The 22,626-nt window shown below is 66.6% G+C and carries 9 protein-coding genes and 1 tRNA gene; 3 read left to right on the top strand and 7 right to left on the bottom strand.

Annotation, left to right across the window (positions count from 1 at the left end):
* Window positions 1–11: 11 nt before the first annotated feature.
* Window positions 12–14,612, bottom strand: coding sequence for an SDR family NAD(P)-dependent oxidoreductase (locus tag ACIBI6_RS38440; protein WP_396959907.1), 14,601 nt, complete (start codon window positions 14,610–14,612; stop codon window positions 12–14).
* 902 nt (window positions 14,613–15,514) lie between these two features.
* Window positions 15,515–15,588: transfer RNA gene (locus ACIBI6_RS38435), tRNA-Met, on the bottom strand.
* A 100-nt stretch (window positions 15,589–15,688) separates the two neighbouring features.
* Here ACIBI6_RS38435 and ACIBI6_RS38430 point away from each other — a divergent pair.
* A complete protein-coding gene (locus ACIBI6_RS38430) occupies window positions 15,689–16,102 on the top strand; it encodes a VOC family protein (RefSeq protein ID WP_396959905.1) in 414 nt (137 codons plus the stop codon).
* Between the two features lies 1 nt (window position 16,103).
* Here ACIBI6_RS38430 and ACIBI6_RS38425 read toward each other — a convergent pair whose 3' ends face one another.
* Window positions 16,104–16,823, bottom strand: a complete 720-nt coding sequence (locus ACIBI6_RS38425; protein WP_396959903.1) for a hypothetical protein — start codon at window positions 16,821–16,823, stop codon at window positions 16,104–16,106.
* A 50-nt stretch (window positions 16,824–16,873) separates the two neighbouring features.
* Window positions 16,874–17,341, bottom strand: a complete 468-nt coding sequence (locus tag ACIBI6_RS38420; RefSeq protein ID WP_396959901.1) for a MarR family winged helix-turn-helix transcriptional regulator — start codon at window positions 17,339–17,341, stop codon at window positions 16,874–16,876.
* Between the two features lie 72 nt (window positions 17,342–17,413).
* Between ACIBI6_RS38420 and ACIBI6_RS38415 the strand changes: the two genes are divergently transcribed.
* A complete protein-coding gene (locus ACIBI6_RS38415; RefSeq protein ID WP_396959899.1) occupies window positions 17,414–18,628 on the top strand; it encodes an FAD-dependent oxidoreductase in 1,215 nt (404 codons plus the stop codon).
* Window positions 18,629–18,682: 54 nt separating this feature from the next.
* Here ACIBI6_RS38415 and ACIBI6_RS38410 read toward each other — a convergent pair whose 3' ends face one another.
* Complete coding sequence (locus tag ACIBI6_RS38410) at window positions 18,683–20,248, bottom strand: flavin-containing monooxygenase (protein WP_396959898.1); 1,566 nt, start codon at window positions 20,246–20,248, stop codon at window positions 18,683–18,685.
* Window positions 20,249–20,317: 69 nt separating this feature from the next.
* Between ACIBI6_RS38410 and ACIBI6_RS38405 the strand changes: the two genes are divergently transcribed.
* Complete coding sequence (locus ACIBI6_RS38405) at window positions 20,318–21,340, top strand: AraC family transcriptional regulator (RefSeq protein ID WP_396959896.1); 1,023 nt, start codon at window positions 20,318–20,320, stop codon at window positions 21,338–21,340.
* Here the strand turns inward: ACIBI6_RS38405 and bla are convergent.
* Window positions 21,329–22,228 (bottom strand): class A beta-lactamase, encoded by a 900-nt coding sequence (gene bla, locus ACIBI6_RS38400; protein WP_396959894.1) that lies wholly within the window; start codon window positions 22,226–22,228, stop codon window positions 21,329–21,331. The genes ACIBI6_RS38405 and bla overlap by 12 nt on opposite strands.
* Window positions 22,229–22,347: 119 nt before the next feature.
* Window positions 22,348–22,473 carry a hypothetical protein gene (locus ACIBI6_RS38395; protein ID WP_396959892.1) on the bottom strand — a complete coding sequence of 42 codons (126 nt, stop codon included), beginning with the start codon at window positions 22,471–22,473 and terminating at the stop codon, window positions 22,348–22,350.
* Between the last annotated feature and the right edge of the window lie 153 nt (window positions 22,474–22,626).

Genomic DNA, 22,626 nt, shown 5'->3' with positions numbered 1-22,626 from the left:
CGGAACTTGCTTCAACTGATTTGGTCGATGAATTCGAACAGCTCGCGGTCGTCCGCGGATTCGAGACTGTCGGCGCCGCCATCCAGGTCGAATCCGTCGGTGTCCTTGCCTTCGAGCTCACGCAACAGTGCGGTCAATCTGCTCGCGATATCCGACCGGTCCACAGCCGACAGCTCGGCCGTGGCGCAACTGCGCGCCAGCGACTCGATCTCGGCCGCGACACGTTCCGCGGGGTCGTCGACCGGAACGATCTCCTGCCGGAGGAAACCGGCCAGCGCCTCCGGGGTGGGATAGTCGAACATCGCGGTCGCGGACAACTGCACGCCGACAGCCGACTTCAGCCGGTTGCGGAATTCCATCACGCCGAGCGAGTCGAACCCGATATCGCTGAACGGCTTGTCCGGCGGGGTCGAGTCCGCACTGGTGTGTCCCAGCACGGCCGCGGCCTGGGCCCGGATCACGTCGAGGATGACGCGTTCCTGTTCGGCGGTCGAGCGTCCGAGCAGTTGCGTCGACCAAGACACGGAGCCACTCGATGCCGCCGACGGTGCGCTCGTCGTATCGACCACCCGGCGGCGCGCTGGCCGCGACAAGCCACGCATGACCGCGCGCACATCACCGGGATGTGCCTCGCCGAGGGCGGTCCGGTCGATCCGGACCGCCACGAACGCCGACTGCCCGCCCGCCAGTGCGGCGTCGAACAATTCCATGCCGTCCTCGTCGCCCAGCGGAAGGAGACCTTCGCGCCGCAAACGGGCGACGTCGGCCGCGCCGAGCGTGCTGGTCATACCGCCGCTCTGCTCCCATGGCCCCCATACCACCGACGTCGCGGGCAGACCGGTCACCTGCCGGTGTTGCGCGAGCGCATCGAGGAAGACATTGGCGGCCGCATAATTCGCCTGGCCCGGATTGCCGATCAAGCCCGCGATCGAGGAGTAAAGCACGAACGCCGACAGATCCAGGTCCTTGGTCGCCTCGTGCAGATTCCAGGCCGCATTCACCTTGGGCCGCAACACTTTCGCGATCTGCTCCGGCGTCATGGTGGCGAGCAGACCGTCGGCAAGCACACCCGCCGCATGCACGACAGCGGTCAACGGATGCTGCGACGGTATGGCCGCCAACACCGCGTCCAGTGCGGCTCGATCGGCCGCGTCGCACGCGACCACGTCCACATGCGCACCGAGCGCGGTCAGCTCGGCGGCGAGTTCGGCCGCGCCGGGGGCTTGGGGACCGCGCCTACCCGCCAACACCAGCCTGCGCACACCATGGACGGTGATCAGGTGTCGTGCGGCCACCGCGCCCAATCCTCCGGTGCCGCCGGTGATGAGAACAGTGCCCTCGGGCCGCAATGGCACCGGCACGGTGAGCACATTCTTGCCGATATGCCGGGCCTGACTCAGGTACCGGTAGGCCTGCGGCGCTTGCCGCATATCCCACGCGACAGTCGGATACGGCGCCAGAGTGCCGGCCTCGAAAAGCTCGACCAGCGTGGTCAGAATCTCGTGCAGCCGATCGGGACCCACCTCCATCAGCATGAAGCTGTGGTAGTCGACCCCCGGATGCGCGGCGGCCACCTCGACCGGATCACGCCGGTCCAGCATGCCCATCTCGACGAACCGGCCACCGCGCGGCAGCAGTCGCAATGACGCGTCCACGAATTCGCCTGCCAGCGAATCCAATACGATGTCGACACCGCGACCGTCGGTGGCGTCGAGGAACTTCTGCTCGAAATCCAAGGTGCGCGAGTTACCGATTTCAGCGTCGTCGAACCCCGAATCGCGCAACACATTCCACTTGGGCTCACTGGCGGTGACCAATAACCGCAGGCCCAGGTGCCGCGCGAGTTGCACGGCCGCCAGCCCGACACCACCGGTCGCCGCATGCAGCAGCAGCGTCTCGCCAGGTTGCGCATCGGCCAGGTCGACCAGGCCGTAGTAGGCGGTCGCGTAGACGATCGGAATCGCCGCGGCCTGAGTGAACGACCAACCACGCGGCATCGGCGCGAGAAGTCGGCGATCGACCACCGCCACCGATCCGACACCCGGGATCAACCCGAAAACCCGGTCGCCAGGTGCGAATTCGGTCACATCCGGTGCGACCTCCAACACGACACCGGCTCCCTCGCCGCCGGGCCGACCAGCCTTGTCGGGGTAGGTGCCGAGCGCCATCAGTACATCCCGGAAGTTGAGGCCGACCGACCGCATACTCACCCGGACCTGTCCTGCCGCAAGTGGTTCCAATGCGGTCGGATGGTCGCTGAAGGTGAAGTTGTCCGCGGTCAATGTGCCCTTGTCGCGCAGAGTCAGCGCCCATGCCTTGGTATTTCGCGACGCGAGGTCGAGAGCGTTCGGATCAACGCGGTTCAGGCGCGGCACGTATGCCTTTCCGTGCCGCAGGGCCAGCTGGGGTTCCTCGCCCGCAGCCGAGGCCATGGCCACAGCGGGCCGATAGTCCGGCCAGTCTTCGACATCGACGAGGATGATCCGGTCGGGGTTCTCACTCTGTGCGGTCCGCAGCAGACCCCACACGGCTGCCGTCGACAGGTCCACTGGCTCGTGGGGATGTACCGCGACCGCCTGCCGGGTCACCACGACGATGAGCCGGTCCTGCGTCAGCAGCCGCCGCACCTGCGCCGCGAGGTCGGTGACCAAATCCCGCACTGCCACCGGAAGCTTGCCGTCGACGGCCGGAGAGCCGGTGCGCGACAGCTCATTCCATCGCCGATCGTCGAGTCGCAACACCGTCGCGTCCCGGCCCGCGATCGTCGCGGTCTCACCGTCATCGGCGGGACTCCAGGCGGCGGCGGTGAGCGCACCCGCAGGCTCGGGTAGCGCGACCCAGTTCAGCTCGTAGCCGACGCCGTCGGTGCGACGGTGCGCCGAACCGAGCGCATCGGTGGACAATGTCCGCAGCGTCAGTGCACCGATGTCGGCCACGGCCATGCCCGCCGGGTCGGCCAGGGTTACGGTGATCCGCTCACCCCCAGTCCCGGACCCGGTCGCGGCAGCACGGACCCGCACCGTGGTCGCGCCGGTCGCATACAAGGCGATGTTCTCCCACGAGAACGGGACCGCGATCGCACCGGCCCGGGTGTCGGGAACCAGCCCACCGAGCAGGACCGCGTGCAGCGCGGCATCCAACAATGCCGGATGCACACCGAAGGCCGAGCCGTCCGATCGTGCGGACTCCGGCAGTACGACCTCGGCGAACACCTCACCGTCGTGCGCCCACAGGGCGGTCAGTCCGCGGAACGCCGGTCCGTACTCATAGCCCCGCCCGGCCAGATCCGCGTAGGCGTGATCGATCGCTATCGCCGTCGCCTCTGCGGGCGGCCAGCTCACCGGACCCGATTCCACCGGGGGCGTGTCCGATCCGACTGTGACCGTTGCGACAGCGTGGCGAATCCATTGTCCCGCAGCATCGTTCGGCGAGCCTGAAGCGTCGCCGTTCGACCGCGAGTACATCGACACCGTCCGTGCGCCGGTGTCATCCGGTCCGCCCGCTACGACCCGCAAGTCGACAACCCCGGTGGGCGGTATCGGCAGGGGCGCCTCGATCACCAACTCCGCCAGTCGCGGGCAGTCCACCACTGCTCCCACGTGCAGGGCCAGCTCCACAAGCGCGGCACCGGGCAGCAACACCACCCCGGTGACAGCATGATCGGCCAGCCAAGGATGACCGGCTCGCGACAGCCTCCCGGTGAACACCACATCCTCGGAGTCCGGCAACCGCAGCATCGCGCCCAACAGCGGATGCCCCGCATCGTCCAGGCCCGATTGCCATAGGTCCGGCGCGTCGACCGGCCGCGCCCAGTAGCGTCGATGCTGGAACGCATAGGTAGGCAACGTCATCCGATGCGTGGAGCGGCCCGCATACAGCGGCGTCCAGTCCACCCCTACGCCGACGACGGCGGCCTGTGCCAGCGCGGTCACGAACTGCGTCGGCTCGTCCACCGAGCGTCGGGCGGCCGCGACCACTGTCGATTTGGCTTCGACAGCGGGGGTTTCGACCAGGCATTGCTGAGTCATGAAGGCCAGCACAGCATCCGGTCCGATCTCCACGAATCGCCGCGCACCCGCCTCGACCAGGGTGTCGATGCCCGGCGCGAACCGGACGCATCCCCGCAGCTGCTCGACCCAGTACTCGGGATCGGTCAGCTCAGCAGCGACCACGACCGCCGAAACGTTCGACACGATCGGCAACAACGGCTCCCGATACGTCAATCCCGCGGCGACCGAACGGAACTCGTCGAGCATCGGCTCCATCAATACCGAGTGGAACGCGTGACTCACTCGCAGCCGGGAGGTTTTCACCTCCTGCCTGGCAAACCGATCAGCGAGTTCGTCGATCGCGGACGCATCCCCGGACAGCACCACCGACGACGGACCGTTCACCGCCGCCAACGACACCCGCCCGTCATACCCGGCGAGCACCTGCACCGCGTCGTCCTCCGGGACCGCGACCGCGAGCATGGCACCGCCCTCCGGCAAGGCCCCCATCAAGCGACCGCGCGCCACAACGAGCGCACACGCATCCTCGAGCGACCACACCCCCGCCACGTACGCCGCGGTCAACTCCCCGATCGAATGCCCGATCAGCAGATCCGGTGTGACACCGAATGATTCGATCAGACGGAACAACGCCACCTCGAACGCGAACAACGCTGGCTGGGTGAACTCGGTCCGATCCAACACGCTCTCGGTACCGGCGAACATGAGAGCTTTCAGCGATCGGCCCAGCAGCGGATCGACCTGCGCGCAAACCTCGTCCAAGGCCGCCGCGAACACCGGGAACGACTTGTACAGGCCCGCGCCCATCCCAGCCTGCTGCGCACCCTGCCCGGTGAACAGGAAGGCCGTCTTCCCCGAACCCGCCGTCCCCGCGATCGTGCCCGGCGAACCCGCCGCCACATCCGCCAGACCCACCAGCAGCTCGTCCCGATCCCGGCCGACGACGACCGCCCGTCGGTCCAGCAATGCTCGCGAGTCCACCAATGACCGTGCCGCCGACCAGATGTCGAGCTCCGGGCGATCGGCCAACCACGCCCGCAACCGCTCGGCCTGCGTCCGCAGACCCTCCTGCGACTTGGCCGACACCGTCCACGGCACCACGGCGACATCGATGTCCGGCCCGGCCGCACCACGCTCAGGCGTCGAAACCGCCTGGGCCGGTGCTTCTTCGATAATCACGTGCGCATTGGTGCCACTGATCCCGAACGACGACACCCCGGCCCGGCGCACCCTGTCGCCGACCGGCCACGCCTGCGCCTCGGTCAACAGCTGGACATCGCCCGCAGACCAGTCCACGTGCGGGCTCGGCTCCTGCGCGTGCAATGTCGTCGGCAGAGTTCGGTGCCGCAACGCCTGCACCATCTTGATCACACCGCCCACACCCGCCGCCGCCTGCGCGTGACCGATATTCGACTTGAGCGAACCAAGACGCAGCGGTTCTCCCGCACGGTCCTGCCCGTAGGTGGCGATCAGCGCCTGCGCCTCGATCGGGTCGCCCAGCGCCGTTCCAGTACCGTGCGCCTCCACCACATCCACGTCGCGCGGATTCAACCCGGCATTCGCCAGCGCCGCCGCGATCACCCGCTGCTGCGACGGGCCATTCGGCGCCGTCAAGCCATTGCTCGCGCCGTCCTGATTAATCGCACTGCCACGCACTACGGCTAATACGTCGTGGCCCAGCCGACGTGCATCCGACAGGCGCTCCACGATCAGCACCGCCGCACCCTCGGACCACGCGACACCATCGGCCGCGGCCGAGAACGACTTGCACCGGCCGTCTGTGGCCAAACCACGCTGCCGCGAAAACTCCTGGAACACCATCGGTGTCGCCATTACCGTCGCGCCACCGACCAAGGCCAGCGAACTCTCCCCCTGACGCAGCGCCTGGCAGGCCAGATGCAGCGCCACCAGCGACGACGAGCAGGCGGTATCCACCGTCATCGCCGGGCCCTCCAGACCCAGCGCATAGGCCACCCGCCCGGAAGCCACGCTCCCCAGGCCGCCGGTCAGGACATACCCTTCGACCTCGGGCCCGGCCTTACCCGTCACGGCCTCGTAGTCCTGGTACATCACGCCCGTGTAGACACCGGTGTCGCTGCCGCGCAACGACGTCGGGTCGATTCCCGCGTGCTCGAGCGCTTCCCAGGACACCTCGAGCAGCAACCGCTGCTGCGGATCCATCGCCGTCGCCTCGCGCGGGCCGATCCCGAAGAAGCCCGGATCGAAATCACCTGCGTCATAAAGGAATCCACCGCGACGGGTATAGACCGTCCCCGGCTTGTCCGGATCCGGATCGAACAGCCGCTCCAGATCCCAGCCACGATCCGCCGGGAACTCCCCGGTCGCATCCCGGCCGGAAACAACCAGGTCCCACAGCGCATCCGGCGATTCGACGCCGCCGGGGAACCGGCAGGCCATGCCCACGATCGCGATGGGTTCGTCCACGCGCACGCGGCGCGAAACCGGTGCCGTCCTGGAACCGGAATCCGTTCCCTCGATCGTGGAGTGCAGCAGGGTGGCGACAGCCGCGGCGGTGGGGTGGTCGAAGACCAGGGTGGACGGCAACTGGACACCGCTGGCCTGCGCCAGCCGGTTGCGGAATTCGACGCCGCCGAGCGAGTCGAATCCCAGTGCGTCGAATCGCTCGTCGGGGCCGATGTCTTCGGCGGAACCGTGTCCGAGCACGGCCGCCGCGTGCTCCCGAACCAGGTCGAGCACCACCTCGGCGCGTTGGGCCCGCGGTACCCGGCTCAGTCGTGTGGCCAGTGAACTCGACGCGGCGGCGGTCCGGTTCGTGGTGCGGGGCAGGAAACCGCGCAGCACCGTGGGCACCGCACCGGTGCCCGCTTCGCGCCGCAGCTCGGCCGGGTCGAACCGAATCGCCGCCAAGTGCGCGGCGGCGCGACCGGTGGCCGCATCGAACAGCCGCAGACCTTCGTCGTTCCCGAGTGCGTGGAGACCGAGCCTTTCCCAGCGGGCGACGGCGCTGCGGTCCAAGCCACCGGTCATGCCGCCAGCGGAGTTCCAAGGCCCCCAGCCCAATGAGATCGCGGGCAACCCGTCGGCACGGCGACGGTGCGCCAGCGCGTCGAGGAAGGCATTGGCTGCCGCGTAGTTGCCCTGTCCCGCCGATCCGATCGTTGCCGCGATAGACGAGAACAGCACGAAGGCCGACAGGGCGCGGTCGCGAGTGAGTTCGTGCAGGTGCCATGCCGCCGCGGCCTTCGAGCTGAACACCCGCCGCAGTTGCGCGGTGGTCAGGCCCGCGAGGGTGCCATCGTCGAGGACACCGGCCGCATGGACCACGCCGGTCAGCGGATTCTCGACCGCTATCGAATCGAGCAGGGAACGGAGGGCTTCTCGATCGCCCACATCGCAGGCCGCCACCGCGACAGCGGCGCCGGATGCCGACAGCTCGGTAACCAGTTCTTTTGCGCCGCTGGCAGTTTCACCACGCCTGGACACCAGCAGCAGGTGGCGGACCCCGTGCGCGGTGACCAGATGTCGAGCCACCAGTGCGCCGAGGCCACCGGTGCCACCGGTGATCAGGACGGTGCCCGCGCCGAACGACGGCGTCGCGGAGCGAGTCGATGAGGGGTGCTGGTCGGGCGACGGGTCGGCATCGTGCTCCGCTCGCGCTCGCACCAGTCTGGGCACGAGCAATGCTCCGGCGCGCACCGCGGCCTGTGGTTCGCCCGCCACGAGCACCGCACCGACGAGTGTCGAGTCATCCATGGGCGCAACTGCCGACGGGTCGGAGTCGAGGAGAATGAACCGGCCCGGATATTCGGATTGGGCGCTGCGCATCAGGCCCCAGACGGCCGCCGCGGCGAGATCTGGTGCCTCGCCCGGCAGCGCGGCACCGTTCGCGGTAACCACGAGCAGCCGCGTGTCGGCCAGACGATCCGCTGCCAGCCAGGACTGCACCGTCGCCAACACCATTTCCAGGTACTCGCGAACGATCGCCGGATCGTCGGCCGCGGCGCTGTCCTGCGGATGCCAGATTACGACATCTGGAATCTCTTGTGCCGCAGCGAGTTCCGAGGGGCTTGGATAGCAGGTGCCGATTCCGGCAACCGGTTCCGAACCGAGTACGGCCATCCGGTCCGCGGACACACCCGGTGTCGCTGCCGACGCGGGCGTCCACTGGACCTCGTAGAGGTCGGCGATATCCCCGGCCAGGGTGCCGCGCAGCTGTTTCACGTCATAGGGCCGCATGACGACCGCGTCGACGGACACCACGGGCCGTCCCGAATCATCAGTGGCCGCAAGGGAAATCGTCTCCGGTCCGCGCGTCGTGGCGATGACCCGCAGCGTCGTCGCTTCGGCCAGCGGCCGGTGCAGCCGCGCTCCGCCCCAGCGGAACAGCAACCGGCCGGTGTCCGGATCTCCGTCCTGATCGCGCCACAGGAGCCCAGCGAGCCCGGCGTGCATCACCAGGTCGAGCAGCGCCGGATGCAGATCGAATCGCTCCGGTTCGGGCGCGGCCGCCGTATCCAGGGTGACCTCGGAGAAGACGGTCGCACCCCGCTGCCATGCGGCGCCGACACCGAGCAACGCCGGGCCGTACTCGAGTCCGGATACTGTGGCGATCCGCTCGGGAATCCATGCCGGGTCGAGAGTTTCGGCGTCGATCGGCGGCCAGGTTTCGTCCCGCAACTGGTCCAGCAGCGCGTCATCGCCGTCTGGCGAGGGCGCCAGTACACCGCTGGCGTTACGCACCCATTCGCCCGCTCGGCGACCACCCTGACGGAAGTAGAAGCTGAACTGCCGTCGCCCGGCCTGGTCCGGCTCCCGCACCGACACCTGGAGTTCGACCTCATCGTCTTCCGTCGGCGGTATCGGAGCCTCCAGGGTCAGCTCCTCCACGACGCCGCAATCTATGCTGCTGCCCGCGACGAGCAGGAACTCGACGAGGGCCGCGCTCGGCAGCACCACGGTGCCGTAGGTCATATGGTCGGCGACCCACGGGTGGGTCGCCAGCGAGAACCGGCCGGTGAAAACGAACTCGTCCGTGCCGGCTACCTGCACCACACCGGTGAGCAACGGGTGGGCAAGGGCGTCGCCGGTGACTTCGGGGCGCGGCGGCAACCAGAAGCGCTGGTGTTGGAAAGCGTACGTGGGCAGGGGAACTCGTCGTATCGCCCCGCGACGCAGCAGTGGCGTCCAATCCACCGGCAGCCCGGATGTGTGCGCGTGTGCCAGCATCATCGCGAACTGTTGGGGCTCATCGTGATCCCGGCGCGCGGCCGCGGCCACAACCGAGGTCGACTCCGCGTCCTCCGCAAGCGTCTGCCGGGTCATCGCCGCCAGCACCGCGTCGGGCCCCACTTCCAGGAATCGACGCACACCCGAGGCGATCAACGTCTCGATGCCCGGCGCGAATCGCACCGCGGCCCGCACCTGCCGAACCCAGTAGGCGGGTTCGGTCACTTCGTCACCAGCAAGCCGACCCGACACATTCGAAACCAACGGCAAGCGAAGCCGGTTGTACGTCAAATCCTTGACGACAGACTCGAATTCGACCAGCATCGGCTCCATCCGATGCGAGTGGAAGGCATGGCTGACCCGCAGCCGTGACGTCTTCACGCCACGCTCGGCGAATCGTGCCTCGATTTCGCCGACCGCGTCCTCGTCACCCGAGATCACCAGAGCCGCCGGCGCGTTCACCGCGGCGACCGACACTCGGTCGGGGTATCGGGCGACAACATCGTTGACTTCGGGTTCGGACGCCGCGATGGCCAGCATCGCTCCGCCCTCGGGCAACCCACCCATGAGACGTCCGCGCGCCGCCACCAACCGGCACGCGTCCTCGAGCGACCACAGGCCCGCGAGGTACGCGGCAGCGACTTCTCCGATCGAATGGCCGATCAACACATTCGGGGTGACGCCGAACGACTCCAGCAAGCGATACAGCGCCACCTCGAAGGCGAACAGCGCGGGCTGGGTGAACTCCGTCCGATCCAGCACCGCGACACCGGTATCGCCACCAGCGACGCCGGTGAACATGACCGCTTTGAGCGAGCACTCCAATACCGGATCGAACTGGGCGCACACCGAATCCAACGCGTCCGCGAATACCGGGAACGCGTCGTACAAGCCTGCACCCATACCGATCCGCTGTGCACCCTGACCGGTGAACAGGTATGCCGTCTGCCCCGTACCGACGACGCCGCCGATCACACCGGTACCGGTACCCGATTCGGCGAGATCCGCCAACCGCTCGAGCAACTCGCCCCGATCGCGACCGAGGACCACACTGCGCGAATCCAGCTGTGCCCGCGACGTCGCCAGCGCATAGGCCGCATCCGCGATGTCGATCTCCGGCCGCTCGGACAACCACGCCCGCAACCGGGCGGCCTGGGCACGCAGACCCGCCTCGCCCTTACCCGACACCAGCAACGGCGTCACCGCCACGGTGATTTCGGTGTCGTCCTCGGCGGCCGCTGCCGGTGCGGCAGGCGCTTCTTCGAGGATCACATGCGCGTTGGTGCCGCTGATACCGAACGACGACACACCCGCCCGGCGCGTCCGAGCTCCGCCGATCCACGGTTCGGATTCGGTCAGCAGACGCACCGCGCCCGCGGTCCAATCCACATGCGGCGACGGTGTTTCGGCGTGCAGTGTCTGCGGCAGCCGCTCGTGCCGCATGGCCTGCACCATCTTGATCACACCGGCCACACCTGCGGCGGCCACGGTATGGCCGATATTCGATTTCAAGGAACCGATCCGCAATGGTTCCCGGTCGCCACGGGTCTGCCCGTAGGCCGCGATCAAGGCCTGTGCTTCAATCGGGTCACCCAGGGTCGTGCCGGTCCCGTGCGCCTCCACGGCATCCACATCGGCCGCCGAGATCCCCGCATTCGCGAGGGCATGCGCGATCAACCGCTGCTGCGACGGACCGTTCGGCGCGGTCAGACCGTTGCTCGCGCCGTCCTGGTTCACCGCACTACCGCGAATAACGGCCAGGATGTTGTGTCCGAGCCGCTGCGCATCCGAAAGCCGCTCCAGCACAAGGATGCCCGAACCCTCCGACCACGACACACCGTCGGCGGCAGCCGAGAACGCCTTGCAGCGGCCGTCCGGCGACAGGCCGCGCTGGCGGGCGAAGTCCACGAACAGATATGGGCTGGCCGCGACCGTCACGCCACCGGCGAGCGCCAGCGAGCTGTCGCCCTGGCGCAGCGCCTGGCACGCCAGGTGCAATGCCACCAGCGACGACGAGCACGCGGTATCCACCGTCACCGCCGGACCTTCCAGGCCGAACACGTACGCGACACGGCCCGAGATGACGCTGTGCGAAGTGCCGGTCAGCCGGAAGCCCTCCAGGTCGCCGGTCACCCGTCGCGAGTAACCCGATGAGCAGGCACCGGCGAATACGCCGGTATCGCTGCCCCGCAACGAGGTCGGGTCGATACCCGCGTCTTCCAGGGCTTCCCACGATGTCTCCAGCAGCAACCGCTGCTGCGGATCCATCGCCGACGCTTCGCGTGGGCTGATGCCGAAAAAGCCTGGGTCGAAATCGCCTGCGCTGCTGAGGAATCCACCGTGGCGGGTGTAGACCGTGCCCGGTTTGTCGGGGTCCGGGTCGAACAGCCCGTCCAGGTCCCAACCCCGGTCGGTGGGGAATTCGCCGATCACGTCCCGGCCCGCGGTCAGCAGGTCCCACAGGTCCTCGGCGGACCGCACACCACCGGGGAATCGGGCGCCCATGCCGACGATCGCGATCGGTTCGTCCGTACTCGCGCGCCGTGATACCCGGTGCTTGCCCCGGTCGTTTCCGGTGACCCGGGCTCGCAACAGTGTCGCGACCGCACTCGCGGTCGGATGGTCGAAGATGAGCGATGAGGGCAGCGGCACACCGGTGGCCCGCATCAGCCGGTCCCGCAGCCGCACCCCGCTGACCGAATCAATGCCGAACTCGGTGAACGGCAGGTCGGGGTCAATTGATCGGGCCGAATCGTGGCCTAGTACGGCGGCGGCATGCTCACGAACGATATCGAGAACTACTGTGGCACGCTGATATTCGGGGGCGGCCAGCAGTTTGCGGGCCAGCGGGCTGTCGTCCCACGCATCGGTCCGCGCCCTGTCTTCGGGAATTCGGCCCTCGGAAATTTCGTGGAAGCCACCGGAAGTGACCAGCGCACCCGACCAGAGGTTACGGCGCTGGAACGCGTATGGCGGCAGATCGACCCGCGCCCCACCGGAGACCAGCGCGCGCGGATCCACCGGCATACCGGCGCAGTAGGCCTGTGCCAGCGACACGATGAACTGTTCCGGACCGTCCGCACCGCGCCGCAACGAGCCGACAACGGATACGTCCTCGGCCGCACCTGCCGCCTCGGCGGTCATGGCGATACCCATCGTGAGCACCGGATGCGGGCCGACCTCGATGAAGCCGGTGATACCGTCCCCGATCAGCGCCGTAACGGCATCGGCGAATCGAATCGGTTCCCGCTCCGACCGATACCAGTATTCGGCGTCCAGGTCCGCCGTATCCAACCGGTCGGCCGATACCGTGGAGAAGAACGGCACCGGCCCGGATTGCGGGCGGATCGGTTCCAGTTCCGCGAGCAGCCGATCGCGAATCCGCTCGATCGCCTTCGAATGCGAGGCGTAATCGATCGGAACCCGGCGGGCCCATACAGCGTCGCGGGCGCAGTCGGCGAGGAATTCCTGCACCGCCGAAACGTCACCGGAGATCACACTTTGCGCCGGTCCGTTCACCGCCCCCAACGACAGCCGGTCGCCATACGCCGAAAGACGTTCTCGGACGGCATCCGAGCCGAGTCCGATCGAGGCCATACCACCCTGCCCGGCCAGCTCATCGGCCAGCGCCCGGGACCGGAGAGCCACCACACGCGCCGCATCGGACAGCGACAGTCCACCGGCAACGTGCGCGGCGGCGACCTCACCGTGGGAATGGCCGATCACCACGTCCGGCTGCACACCGGCTGCCCGCCACATCCGGGCCAGTGACACCATCACCGCGAACAGCACCGGCTGCACCACATCCACGCGATCCAGCGAGGGGGCATCGACCTCGCGACGCAGCACCGCCGTCAGCGACCAGTCCACGTAGGGCGCAAGCGCCGCTCCACATTCCGCGATCGACTCCGCGAAAACCCCACCCGAATCCAGCAGTCCGAGAGCCATCCCCTCCCACTGGCTGCCATTCCCCGGGAAGACGAACGCGACCCGCCGCTGCTCGGCCCGCCCGGTTGTCGGCTCGGTCGCCATAGCGGGCGCGGTCGGGTCGGCCATGGCCTTCAAACCGTCCAGCAGCTCCGCCCGATCCCGCCCGACAACGCTTCCGCGCCACTGCATTTGGGCTCGCATGGCCAGCAGTGAATGCGCCACATCGACCACATCCAGCTCCGGATGGCGTAGTAGCCACTCCCGCAGCCGGGCTGCCTGTGCACGCACCCCGTCCTCGCTGCGCGCCGACACCACCCACGGCACCGCAGCGGCCTTGCTGTCCACCGTGGACGCGGCGGCCCCGACGGCGGGCGCCTCCTCCACGATCACGTGGGCGTTGGATCCCCCCATACCGAACGACAACACAGCTGCCCTGCGTACGTCGGCCATGGGCCAGTCCTCGGTGCCCGTCACCACCCGTAAGCCCAAGTCCGCGAGCCGAATCCGCGGATTCAGCGGCTCGAAGTCCAGGCTGGCCACCAGTTCCCGGCGGCTCAGACAGAGCACGGTCTTGATGAGGCCCGCGATACCGGAAGCACCTTCCAGATGCCCGTCGACCGATCCGATGGCCAGCGGCGCTTCCTGCACCCGGCGCACACCATAGGTCTCGCCGAGCGCGGCGGCTTCCATCGGATCACCTGCGGGTGTTCCGATGCCGTGCAATTCGGCGTACTGCACCGACGGCGCCTCGAAACCTGCCGCGGTCAGAGCGGCGCGAATCGCCGCCGCCCGCGCATCGCGACTCGGTGCGCTCAGCTCGCGGCGTTCGTTGCCCGTGTCGACCGAACTTCCGCAGATCACGGCATGAACCCGGTCGCCGTCGGCGACCGCCTGCGCCAAGGGTTTCAGCGCCACAATGCCGCCGCCCTCGCCGCGCACGAATCCGTCGGCCAGCGCCAGGTTCAGTCCACCGGCCAGGGCCATGTCGCTCTCGCCGCTGCGCAGGCTCTCACATGCCAGATGAACAGCGACCAGCGCGGACGCCTGGGCGCTGTCGACCAGGATGCTCGGGCCGCTGAACCCGAAGTAGCGCGAGACGGGGTTCGCGATTTCGGCGATATCGGTTCCGGTGCAGCCGAGGAACACACCGCACCGCCGGGCATCGCGTGCCGTGGCGGCCAGGCCAGCGTCCTCGAGCGCCTCCCAGCTCAACTCCAGTGCCAGCAGCTGCCGCGGGTCGGTTGCCCGCGCCTCGTTGGGCGAGACTCCGAAGAAGTCCGCGTCGAACTCCCCTACGGTATCGGCGAATCCGGCGCGCTCGGTGATGCTCTCCCGACCCCGGGGAGCTGCGCCGATCGCGGCGCGCCCCTCGCTGAGCAACTGCCAGTAACTGTCGAGATCGGCCGCCCCCGGCAGTCTGCAGGACATGCCGACGATAGCGACCTCGAACGCCGATCCGGTCACCTCTGAACATCCTTCCCAAGGCAGCTGGGACCCGCCCTAAAACCTTGGCGAGTGTGTTTGTTGTCCGCAGCAAAGGAATCAGACGATTCCTGCTCCGGACATAACGGTTTCGACGCGGTCGAGGCTCAGCGAAGAGCCCAGGAGATGCGGAGCGTCTTCCGCAAGCGACTTGGGGCCGGCGAGGAGATGGCGCAGGCTAGGCCAGGCTGGACATGGTGTGCCGCCGGACACAGTAGAGCAAATTATCAGCAAATAATGCTGAGGACTGGAGCGCTACGTGAGCACACCAGAGGGCATAGGCGCACATAAGAACGCGTGGTGCCCGAAATATCCGCCGCTAGGTGCACGCATAGCACCTACGCGACAGCGATGTGGATCAGCGCAATGATCCCTGAGATTTTCGACCAGTAGAACACGATTCATCGTACTGAACAGTAATTTGGTGCTCTTGACCTTGTCAACCGGCCAGTAGCTTCCCAATGGTTACCGCGACCGAGGACGAGCCACCGGCTCGATCGAGGCGGTGATCACCAGTCGGCCCCGGTGGGATTGTGCGGTGTAAAGCATTGGTCTCCTCATGGCGTCGCTACACCAGAAATAGCAGACCTCGGCCGAGAGAATTTTCCAAACATGGGAAGCCAGACCACTCCGCGTGCTTATCGTTTGCCACGGCCGAGACCTATGCCGAAGATGCTGTCTGCTGAATCGAAAAACAAATCCAAGGTTGAACAAACCCAGGATTTGCCGGCACCCGCCCAAGTGGACATGCGCCACCCTGGATGGACCACGCCGCACTGGTCAGCGGCGTGGATTATCTACTGGGCGATGTCCACGCGAACCCTTACTCGGAGGCGGAAACGGAAAATGGCCCGGAACAAAGTGTTCCGGGCCATTTCCCTTTGTAGCGGGGACAGGATTTGAACCTGCGACCTCTGGGTTATGAGCCCAGCGAGCTACCGAGCTGCTCCACCCCGCGTCGGTAGGGATAACGCTACAGCATGCGGCGACGCTTACCTAAACGGCAGGTGGGAGGGGCTAACCGGCGGGTAAACGGAAGCGGGTGCGAGCATGGGCATATGCCGATTGCCACTAGCGCCATTGCCCATGCACGACTGACCGTTTGCGATATCGATCGGTCGCGAGCGTTCTACGAGAAGGTGTTCGGATGGCCCGTTGCGCTGGAGGTACCCGCCGATGCGGACGAGGCGACGCGGGAGCGGCTCGGGTTCCTCTTCGGTGGAGTGATCTATCGGATGGAGCACGGGATGATCGGGTTGCGGCCGGTCGGCACCGACAGGTTCGACGAAGACCGGGTCGGGCTCGATCATCTCGCGTTTCCGCTGAACTCACTGGCCGAATTGGAAGCTGCCGCAGCACATCTCGATGCCTGCGGGGTCGCGCGTGAAGATATCAAGGACATCGGGGTCAGCTACATCCTCGAGTTCCGGGATCCGGACAATATCGCGTTGGAACTGGTTGTCCGCAAGTAGGCTAGGCCGCCTTCACCACCTTCTGCACCGCGGCGACGAAGAACTGGTCGAATGCCGCCTGGTCGAGCGAATCATCCAGCGCGGCAACGCGAACCGCGACCGTAATGCCCCGAACTTCGGCGTAACCCAGGTATGCGTTCTGGGTCAACGGCTTGTCGCTGGCATCCGTCTTCGCGGTGCTGGTCGCGTGGTAGGCGATTGCGTTCGCGCCCTTCAGTTCCTGGGGCACAGGCTGATCCGTGACACGCTCGGTCGCGCTGACCTGATGGCCGTCGTAGTTGGCGACCACCTCGACCGAACCGCAGCGCTTATTGCCGTCGGCGATCCGCTGCAGATCGCCGGTGCGCCCGGAGACGAATTCGACAAAGATTTGACCCGACTTACCGGTCGCCGCGGAGATGGATGACTGCGCGAGCAGTTCCTTGGTCGCCGCGCCGAGATCCTGCTGCGTGGAACCGCATTCCGCCGGCGTGAAGGTGGCATTCTGCTGGGTCGCGGTGAGGTCGCCGACCGTCGACTGCAGCTGCTCCGGCGGCAGGTCGAGTTTCTTGGTGCCCGCGGGGAATTCCTCCTGGGTAAGCACCAACTGTTCGCGAGGTGTGCTGGGCGCCGCAGAATTCCAGTGATCCGCCGAGTCGTCCTTGCTGCCGCTACAGCCAGCCACGAGCACCACGCCCGCCGCCATTGCCACTGCCCACCGTGCGTTACGCAATTCGATCATGGGGTGATCATGTCAGCTGTCGCCACGAGCACCGACTTTCGGAAGGTATTTCAGAGCTCCGTTATCCGGCCGCGGTGGCGCTGCTGCAGCTCGCGCGAGCGACGCAGATAGTCGAGAACGAGGCGCAATTCCGCTGCGCTGTAGCGCGATACCTCGCCGGCCCCCTCCTCGGCGATCGGCCCATAGATCCGCATGACCTTGGCCATCGCCGTATCGGTAATGCGGATGACGACCTTGCGACGGTCTCCCGGTTCTGGATGCCGGACGACGTAGTCGAGTTTGGCAAGGCGGTCCAGCATGGTGGTCACGCTGCCGCTGGTCAACCCCAGTTCGGCGGCGAGAGCGCCGGGGGTGGATTCGCCGTGCCACAGGATTTCCAGACAGCGCAGATCGGTGCGGTTGACGCCGAGATTGGTCGCGGCGGCCTGGTCCACGTCATCGACCGCGGCCTGTAGCGCCTGCGCTTCGCGGCCGACCTCGGCACGCAATTCTGCCAGCTCCGACTTTTCTCTTGACATTCAAGCCTCTCGATTGTCAAACTAATGATGTCTTGATAATCAAGATACAGCAGAGCCAAGTCAGGAGACATCATGAAGAGGGCGCTGATCATCGGCGGCGGGATCGCCGGACCGGTCACCGCGATGGCATTGCGGCAGGCGGGGCTGGAGCCGATTGTGTGCGAGGCATACGGGGAGGCGGCAGCCGAGCAGATCGGCGCGTATCTGACGGTGGCGGTCAACGGATTGTCGGCGCTGGCATTGCTGGACGCACATCACGTGGTGACCGAGATCGGGCACCCGACCGCCACGTTGTCGTTCGCGACCAGCGGGGGCAAGCACATCACCGATATGCCGATCGGCGGCACATTGCCCGACGGCACCGTCACGCACAGCATCAAGCGGCGCGATATGTATCGAGCGCTGAATGCCGAGGCGACGCGGCGCGGCGTGCGGTTCGAGTACAACAAGCTACTGGTGGACGCGACATCGACGGAAGAGGGCGTCCGTGCGACCTTCGCCGACGGCACCACCATGGATGCCGATGTACTGATCGGTGCCGATGGAATCCGTTCCTGCACAAGAGAAATCATCGACCCGTCCGCACCGAAGGCGCACTTCCTCGGCATCTACGGGCTCGGCGGATTCGTGACCGACCGGGCGCTGCACAGCGAGCTCGGGTTGCGGCCCGGTGTGTACAGCATGATCTTCGGCAAGAAGGCGTTCTTCGGCTATTTCGTCGCACCGGACGGCGAAATCTGGTGGTTCGCCAATATGCCTCGGACACAGGAGCTTTCAATGGCGGATTCGGTGGACTGGCGTGCGCAACTCGTCGAATTGCTGTCGGCGGACCGCGGCCCGGCCGCCCGGATCGTCGCCGCCACAATGGATGACACATTCGTCCCCGCCTTCAACCAGTACGACATGCCGACGGTCGACAAGTGGCACAACGACAATATGGTCATCGTCGGCGATGCCGCGCACGCCGTGGCGTCCTCCTCCGGTCAGGGCGTGTCCATGGCGGTGGAAGATGCCGTGACGCTGGCGATCTGCCTGCGCGATATACCGGATACCCCGGCGGCCTTGGCTGCCTTCGAGAACCGCCGCCGGGAACGCGTCGAGAAGGTGGTCGCCTATGGCGCGGAAACCACCAGCGACAAGGCATCGAACGGACTCGCACGCCTGCTGGTTCGCCTGCTCACTCCCTACTTCCTACGCAAGGCCGCCAAAGCCGGTGTCGCCCCACTGAATTGGATGTACGACTACCGGATCGACTGGACACAAGCCTCAGTGACGCACACCGCGTGACGACCCCACCCAGGGTGCACGTTGTGCGGGGGTCACCACTGAAAATGCGACGGTTCAGCGGGCAACCGGGAGATCGGCGTGACGGACGGCCGAGCGCCGGGTCGCAGCCAGCGTCTTGTGCAAACTGGTGCGCATGGTCGTGGCCGAGTCGAGCAGATAGTTCTGCCGCACCTTCCACGGGTGCCGATCCCCCTGCCGCGGGAAGTCGCCGATCGAGCGCTGAATATAGCCGGAGGCCAGATCGAGCAGCGGGCGCTCATCGAGCTTGCCCTCCGGCTTCGGCACCACGGCCGCGTAATCATTGCGGTCCAGGTGGTTGATGACCTTGCAGACCAACCGTGAGGTCAGGTCGGCACGCAACGTCCATGAGGCATTCGTGTAGCCGATGCAGACCGCGAAATTCGGTACGCCGGTGAGCATCGCACCCTGCCAGACGAATTGCTCCGAGAGGTTCACCGTCTCGCCGTCGACCCGCGGCGCGATGCCGCCGAAGGCCAGCAACTGCAGTCCGGTCGCGGTAACCACGATGTCCGCCTCCAGGATTCGACCGGACTTCAACCGAATCCCCTCGGGCCCAAAGATTTCGATGTGATCGGTGACGACCTGTGCCTTACCCTTCTTCATCGCCTTGAAGAAATCGGCATCGGGTACGGCGCACAGCCGCTGATCCCACGGGTCGTACTCGGGTGTGAAGTGCTCGGCAACGACCTGCCGGTCCTTCAGGATTCGCGCAGTCAGACCGGTGAGCAGTTTGCGCGCGGCCTCCGGACGTCGACGGCAGTACTGATAGAAACCAATGCTGAACAGGATGTTTTTGGTGCGGATCACGCGGTGCGCCAGCTGCGGCGGCAGCAACTCGCGGATCTTGTCGGCCTGCTTGTCCCGGCCGGGAACGGCACTGATCCAGGTCGGCGAGCGCTGCAGCATCGTCACCGATTCGGCCTGGTCGGCCATGGCGGGCACCAGCGTGACCGCCGTCGCACCACTGCCGATGACCACGACACGTTTGCCCGCGTAGTCGAGATCCTCGGGCCAGAACTGTGGATGCACGACCTGTCCGGCGAAGGAGTCGATGCCCGGAAAATCCGGGGAGTGGCCCTGGTCGTAGTTGTAGTACCCGGCGCAGACATATAGGAAATTGCAGGTCAGCGTGCGTTGTGTGGTGCTACCGGCAGTGTCGCGCTGCTCGAGGGTGAGCGTCCAGCGCGCTGATGCGGTGGACCAGTCGGCCCCGACCACCTTGGTGCCGTAGCGGATGTGCCGGTCGATGCCGAATTCCGCGGCCGTCTCCTCGACGTAGCGCAGGATGGACGGACCGTCGGCGATCGACTTCGCGTCCCGCCACGGCTTGAAGGGATAGCCGAGGGTGAACATATCCGAATCCGAGCGAATTCCGGGGTAGCGGAACAGATCCCACGTCCCACCCAGCGATTCGCGCGCCTCCAGCACGGCATAGGTTTTGCCCGGGCATTCGGTCTGCAGCCGATACGCTGCGCCGACGCCGGATAACCCGGCGCCGACGATTACGACATCGAGGTGGTCCGGAACTACAGCGGTCTCGGGCCCACCCGTCACCCGACCACCGTCCCTTATCGAATCGCCGCGCGATGCTGACCTCATCGTTCCAGTCTGCGAGGGCAATGGACCGGATTCTTGACTTTGCACGACAAGTATTTGATTCTGAGCGACATGTCGGTGATTCGGTCCGCGGGGTTGCGCGGATTTCGCGCGACGGTGGCCGAGCTGGGCGGGAACGCCGAGGAATTCGCCACCGCCGTCGGGCTGCCGATCGCCGCTCTAGACGCCGATGATCTGCTGGTACCGGATCAGGCGGTCGCGGCGGCGCTGGAACTGGCCGCGCAGCGGCTCGACTGCCCCGACCTCGGTCTGCGCATTTCGCGTCGACAAGATCTGGATATGCTCGGCCCGCTGGCCCTGGCCATCCGGAATTCGCCGACGCTCGCCGATGCCCTCGAATGCTGTTCGCGCTATCTGTTCCTGCACGCGCGCTCACTCAGCCTGACGCTCGCACCCGACCCGTACGGCGATCGCAGCGTTACCGCCTTGCGCTATGGCATTGCGCCCGGCGGGCCGACACCGGTCCAGGGCACCGATCTCGGACTCGCCTTCGTGCACCGCACATTTCAACGGCTGGTGGATGTGCGCTACGGGCTGCGCTCGGTCGAACTGCCGTACCGACCGGCCGCGCCGATCCGGATCTATGAGGAGTTCTTCGGCGCCCCCGTGCGGATCGAGTGTGCCGCGGCGGTGTTGCGAGTGCCGATCAGCCTGGCGACCCGGCCGCTGAGCGGCGGCGACGAGAATCTGCATCGTTTGGCGATGGCATTCCTGGCCGAACAGTCCGGCGGCGCGGATGCCACCATGGCACCTAAGGTCGGCGCCGCCGTACAACAACTGCTGGGTACTTCCGCGCCGGAAATTACTACCGTGGCAAGGCTTTTGACAATCCATCCGCGCACTCTGCAACGTCGCCTCGCCGCTGAGGACACCTCCTTCGCCACCATCCTGGATACCGTCCGCCGCGACGAGGCCCGCCGCTACCTGACCACCACCGATATGCCGATGAGTCAGGTCGCCTCGCTGATCGGCCTGTCCGAACAGGCCACCTTCACCCGCTGCTGCCGAAGATGGTGGGGCACAACGCCTACCGCGGTTCGCCGAGAAGGCGCGCAGCACCGGTTACCGCAGTAGACCGACTGCCTCTTTGGCGGCCTCCGCGACCAAGGCGTTGTCCGCCTTGACATCCGGGCTGGAATGGGTGGTCAGTACCGCGATAACGATGGGCGCGGCGCTACCTGCGGGCCAAGTGACCGCGACATCGTTGGCAGAGCCGTAGTCGCCGGTCCCGGTCTTGTCGCCGGTCTTCCAATTATTAGGCAGGCCAGCGCGAATGCGAGTACCGCCGGTGGCGGTGGCGATCAGCCAGGCTGTCAGCTGCGCACGCTCAGGCGCGCCGAGTGCGTCGCCGATCGTCAGTGCCCGATAGTCGGCCGCGATTGCCGCAGGGGTGGTGGTGTCGCGCTCGTCGCCGGGGATAGCGGTATTGAGCGTCGGCTCGGTACGGTCCAGGTGGGAGATCTGATCGCCGATGGACCGCAGGAACTGCGTCAGCGCCTGCGGGCCGCCGAGCAGTTTCAGCAGCTCATTGCCCGCGGCATTATCGCTGCGAGTAATGGCCGCATCGCACAGTTCCGAAACCGACATACCGCTATCGATCCGGGTACCGGTGACCGCCGAGCCGCCCGCAGCCGCCACATCCGCCTCGGTGAAGTGCACAGTCTGATCGAAATACCCTGTGGCAAGCGGATGTTCGCGCAACAACGCAGCGCACGCGAAGGTCTTGAATGTCGACATCATCGCGAAGCGTTCGTCCTGACGGAAGCCGACGGTCTTTCCCGAACCGGTATCGACGGCGAAGACCCCGAGCCTGGCCTGATGCTGCTGCTCGATACCGGCCAGCTGGCCCACCGGGGTGGGCGCTGGGTCCGGATCCTTAGATTCGGTCCCACATGCGCCGAGCAGCACCGTTGTCACCAGGAACAGGCCCATGCGAGCCCCGCGTCTACCGATCTTTGTCATGGCGACACGACAGCACAGCGCCGATCCGCCTGTCCAAGACCGACGTGGCCGAAATCCGATATCGAAACCGATATCGCCGCAGCGCAGGGCCCCACCCGTGGGCTCGTAGGCACCGCAAATCAGGTCACCCGCAGCACCGCCTTACCGCGCAGGGTCCGCGGCGCTTGGAAGGCATCGGCGGTCTGCTCCCAGTCGAGCGTCAAGCCGATCGATGGCGCGACCCGGCCATCGGCGACCAGGTCCACCAGGTGCCGAGATCTTCGCCCGTGGTTTCCTCCGGGACCGGGCTTATGAAGCCGACGATGTGCGCGTTCCAGCTTTGGGCGTAGAAGTCGGCCAGGTTCAATTCGGCTGCACCCCCGATATTTCCGTACCAGGCGAGGTGCCCGCCGGGCGCA

The sequence above is a fragment of the Nocardia sp. NPDC050412 genome, from assembly GCF_044458825.1.
Classification (GTDB): domain Bacteria; phylum Actinomycetota; class Actinomycetes; order Mycobacteriales; family Mycobacteriaceae; genus Nocardia.
This window is presented reverse-complemented; position numbering and strand designations above follow the sequence as displayed.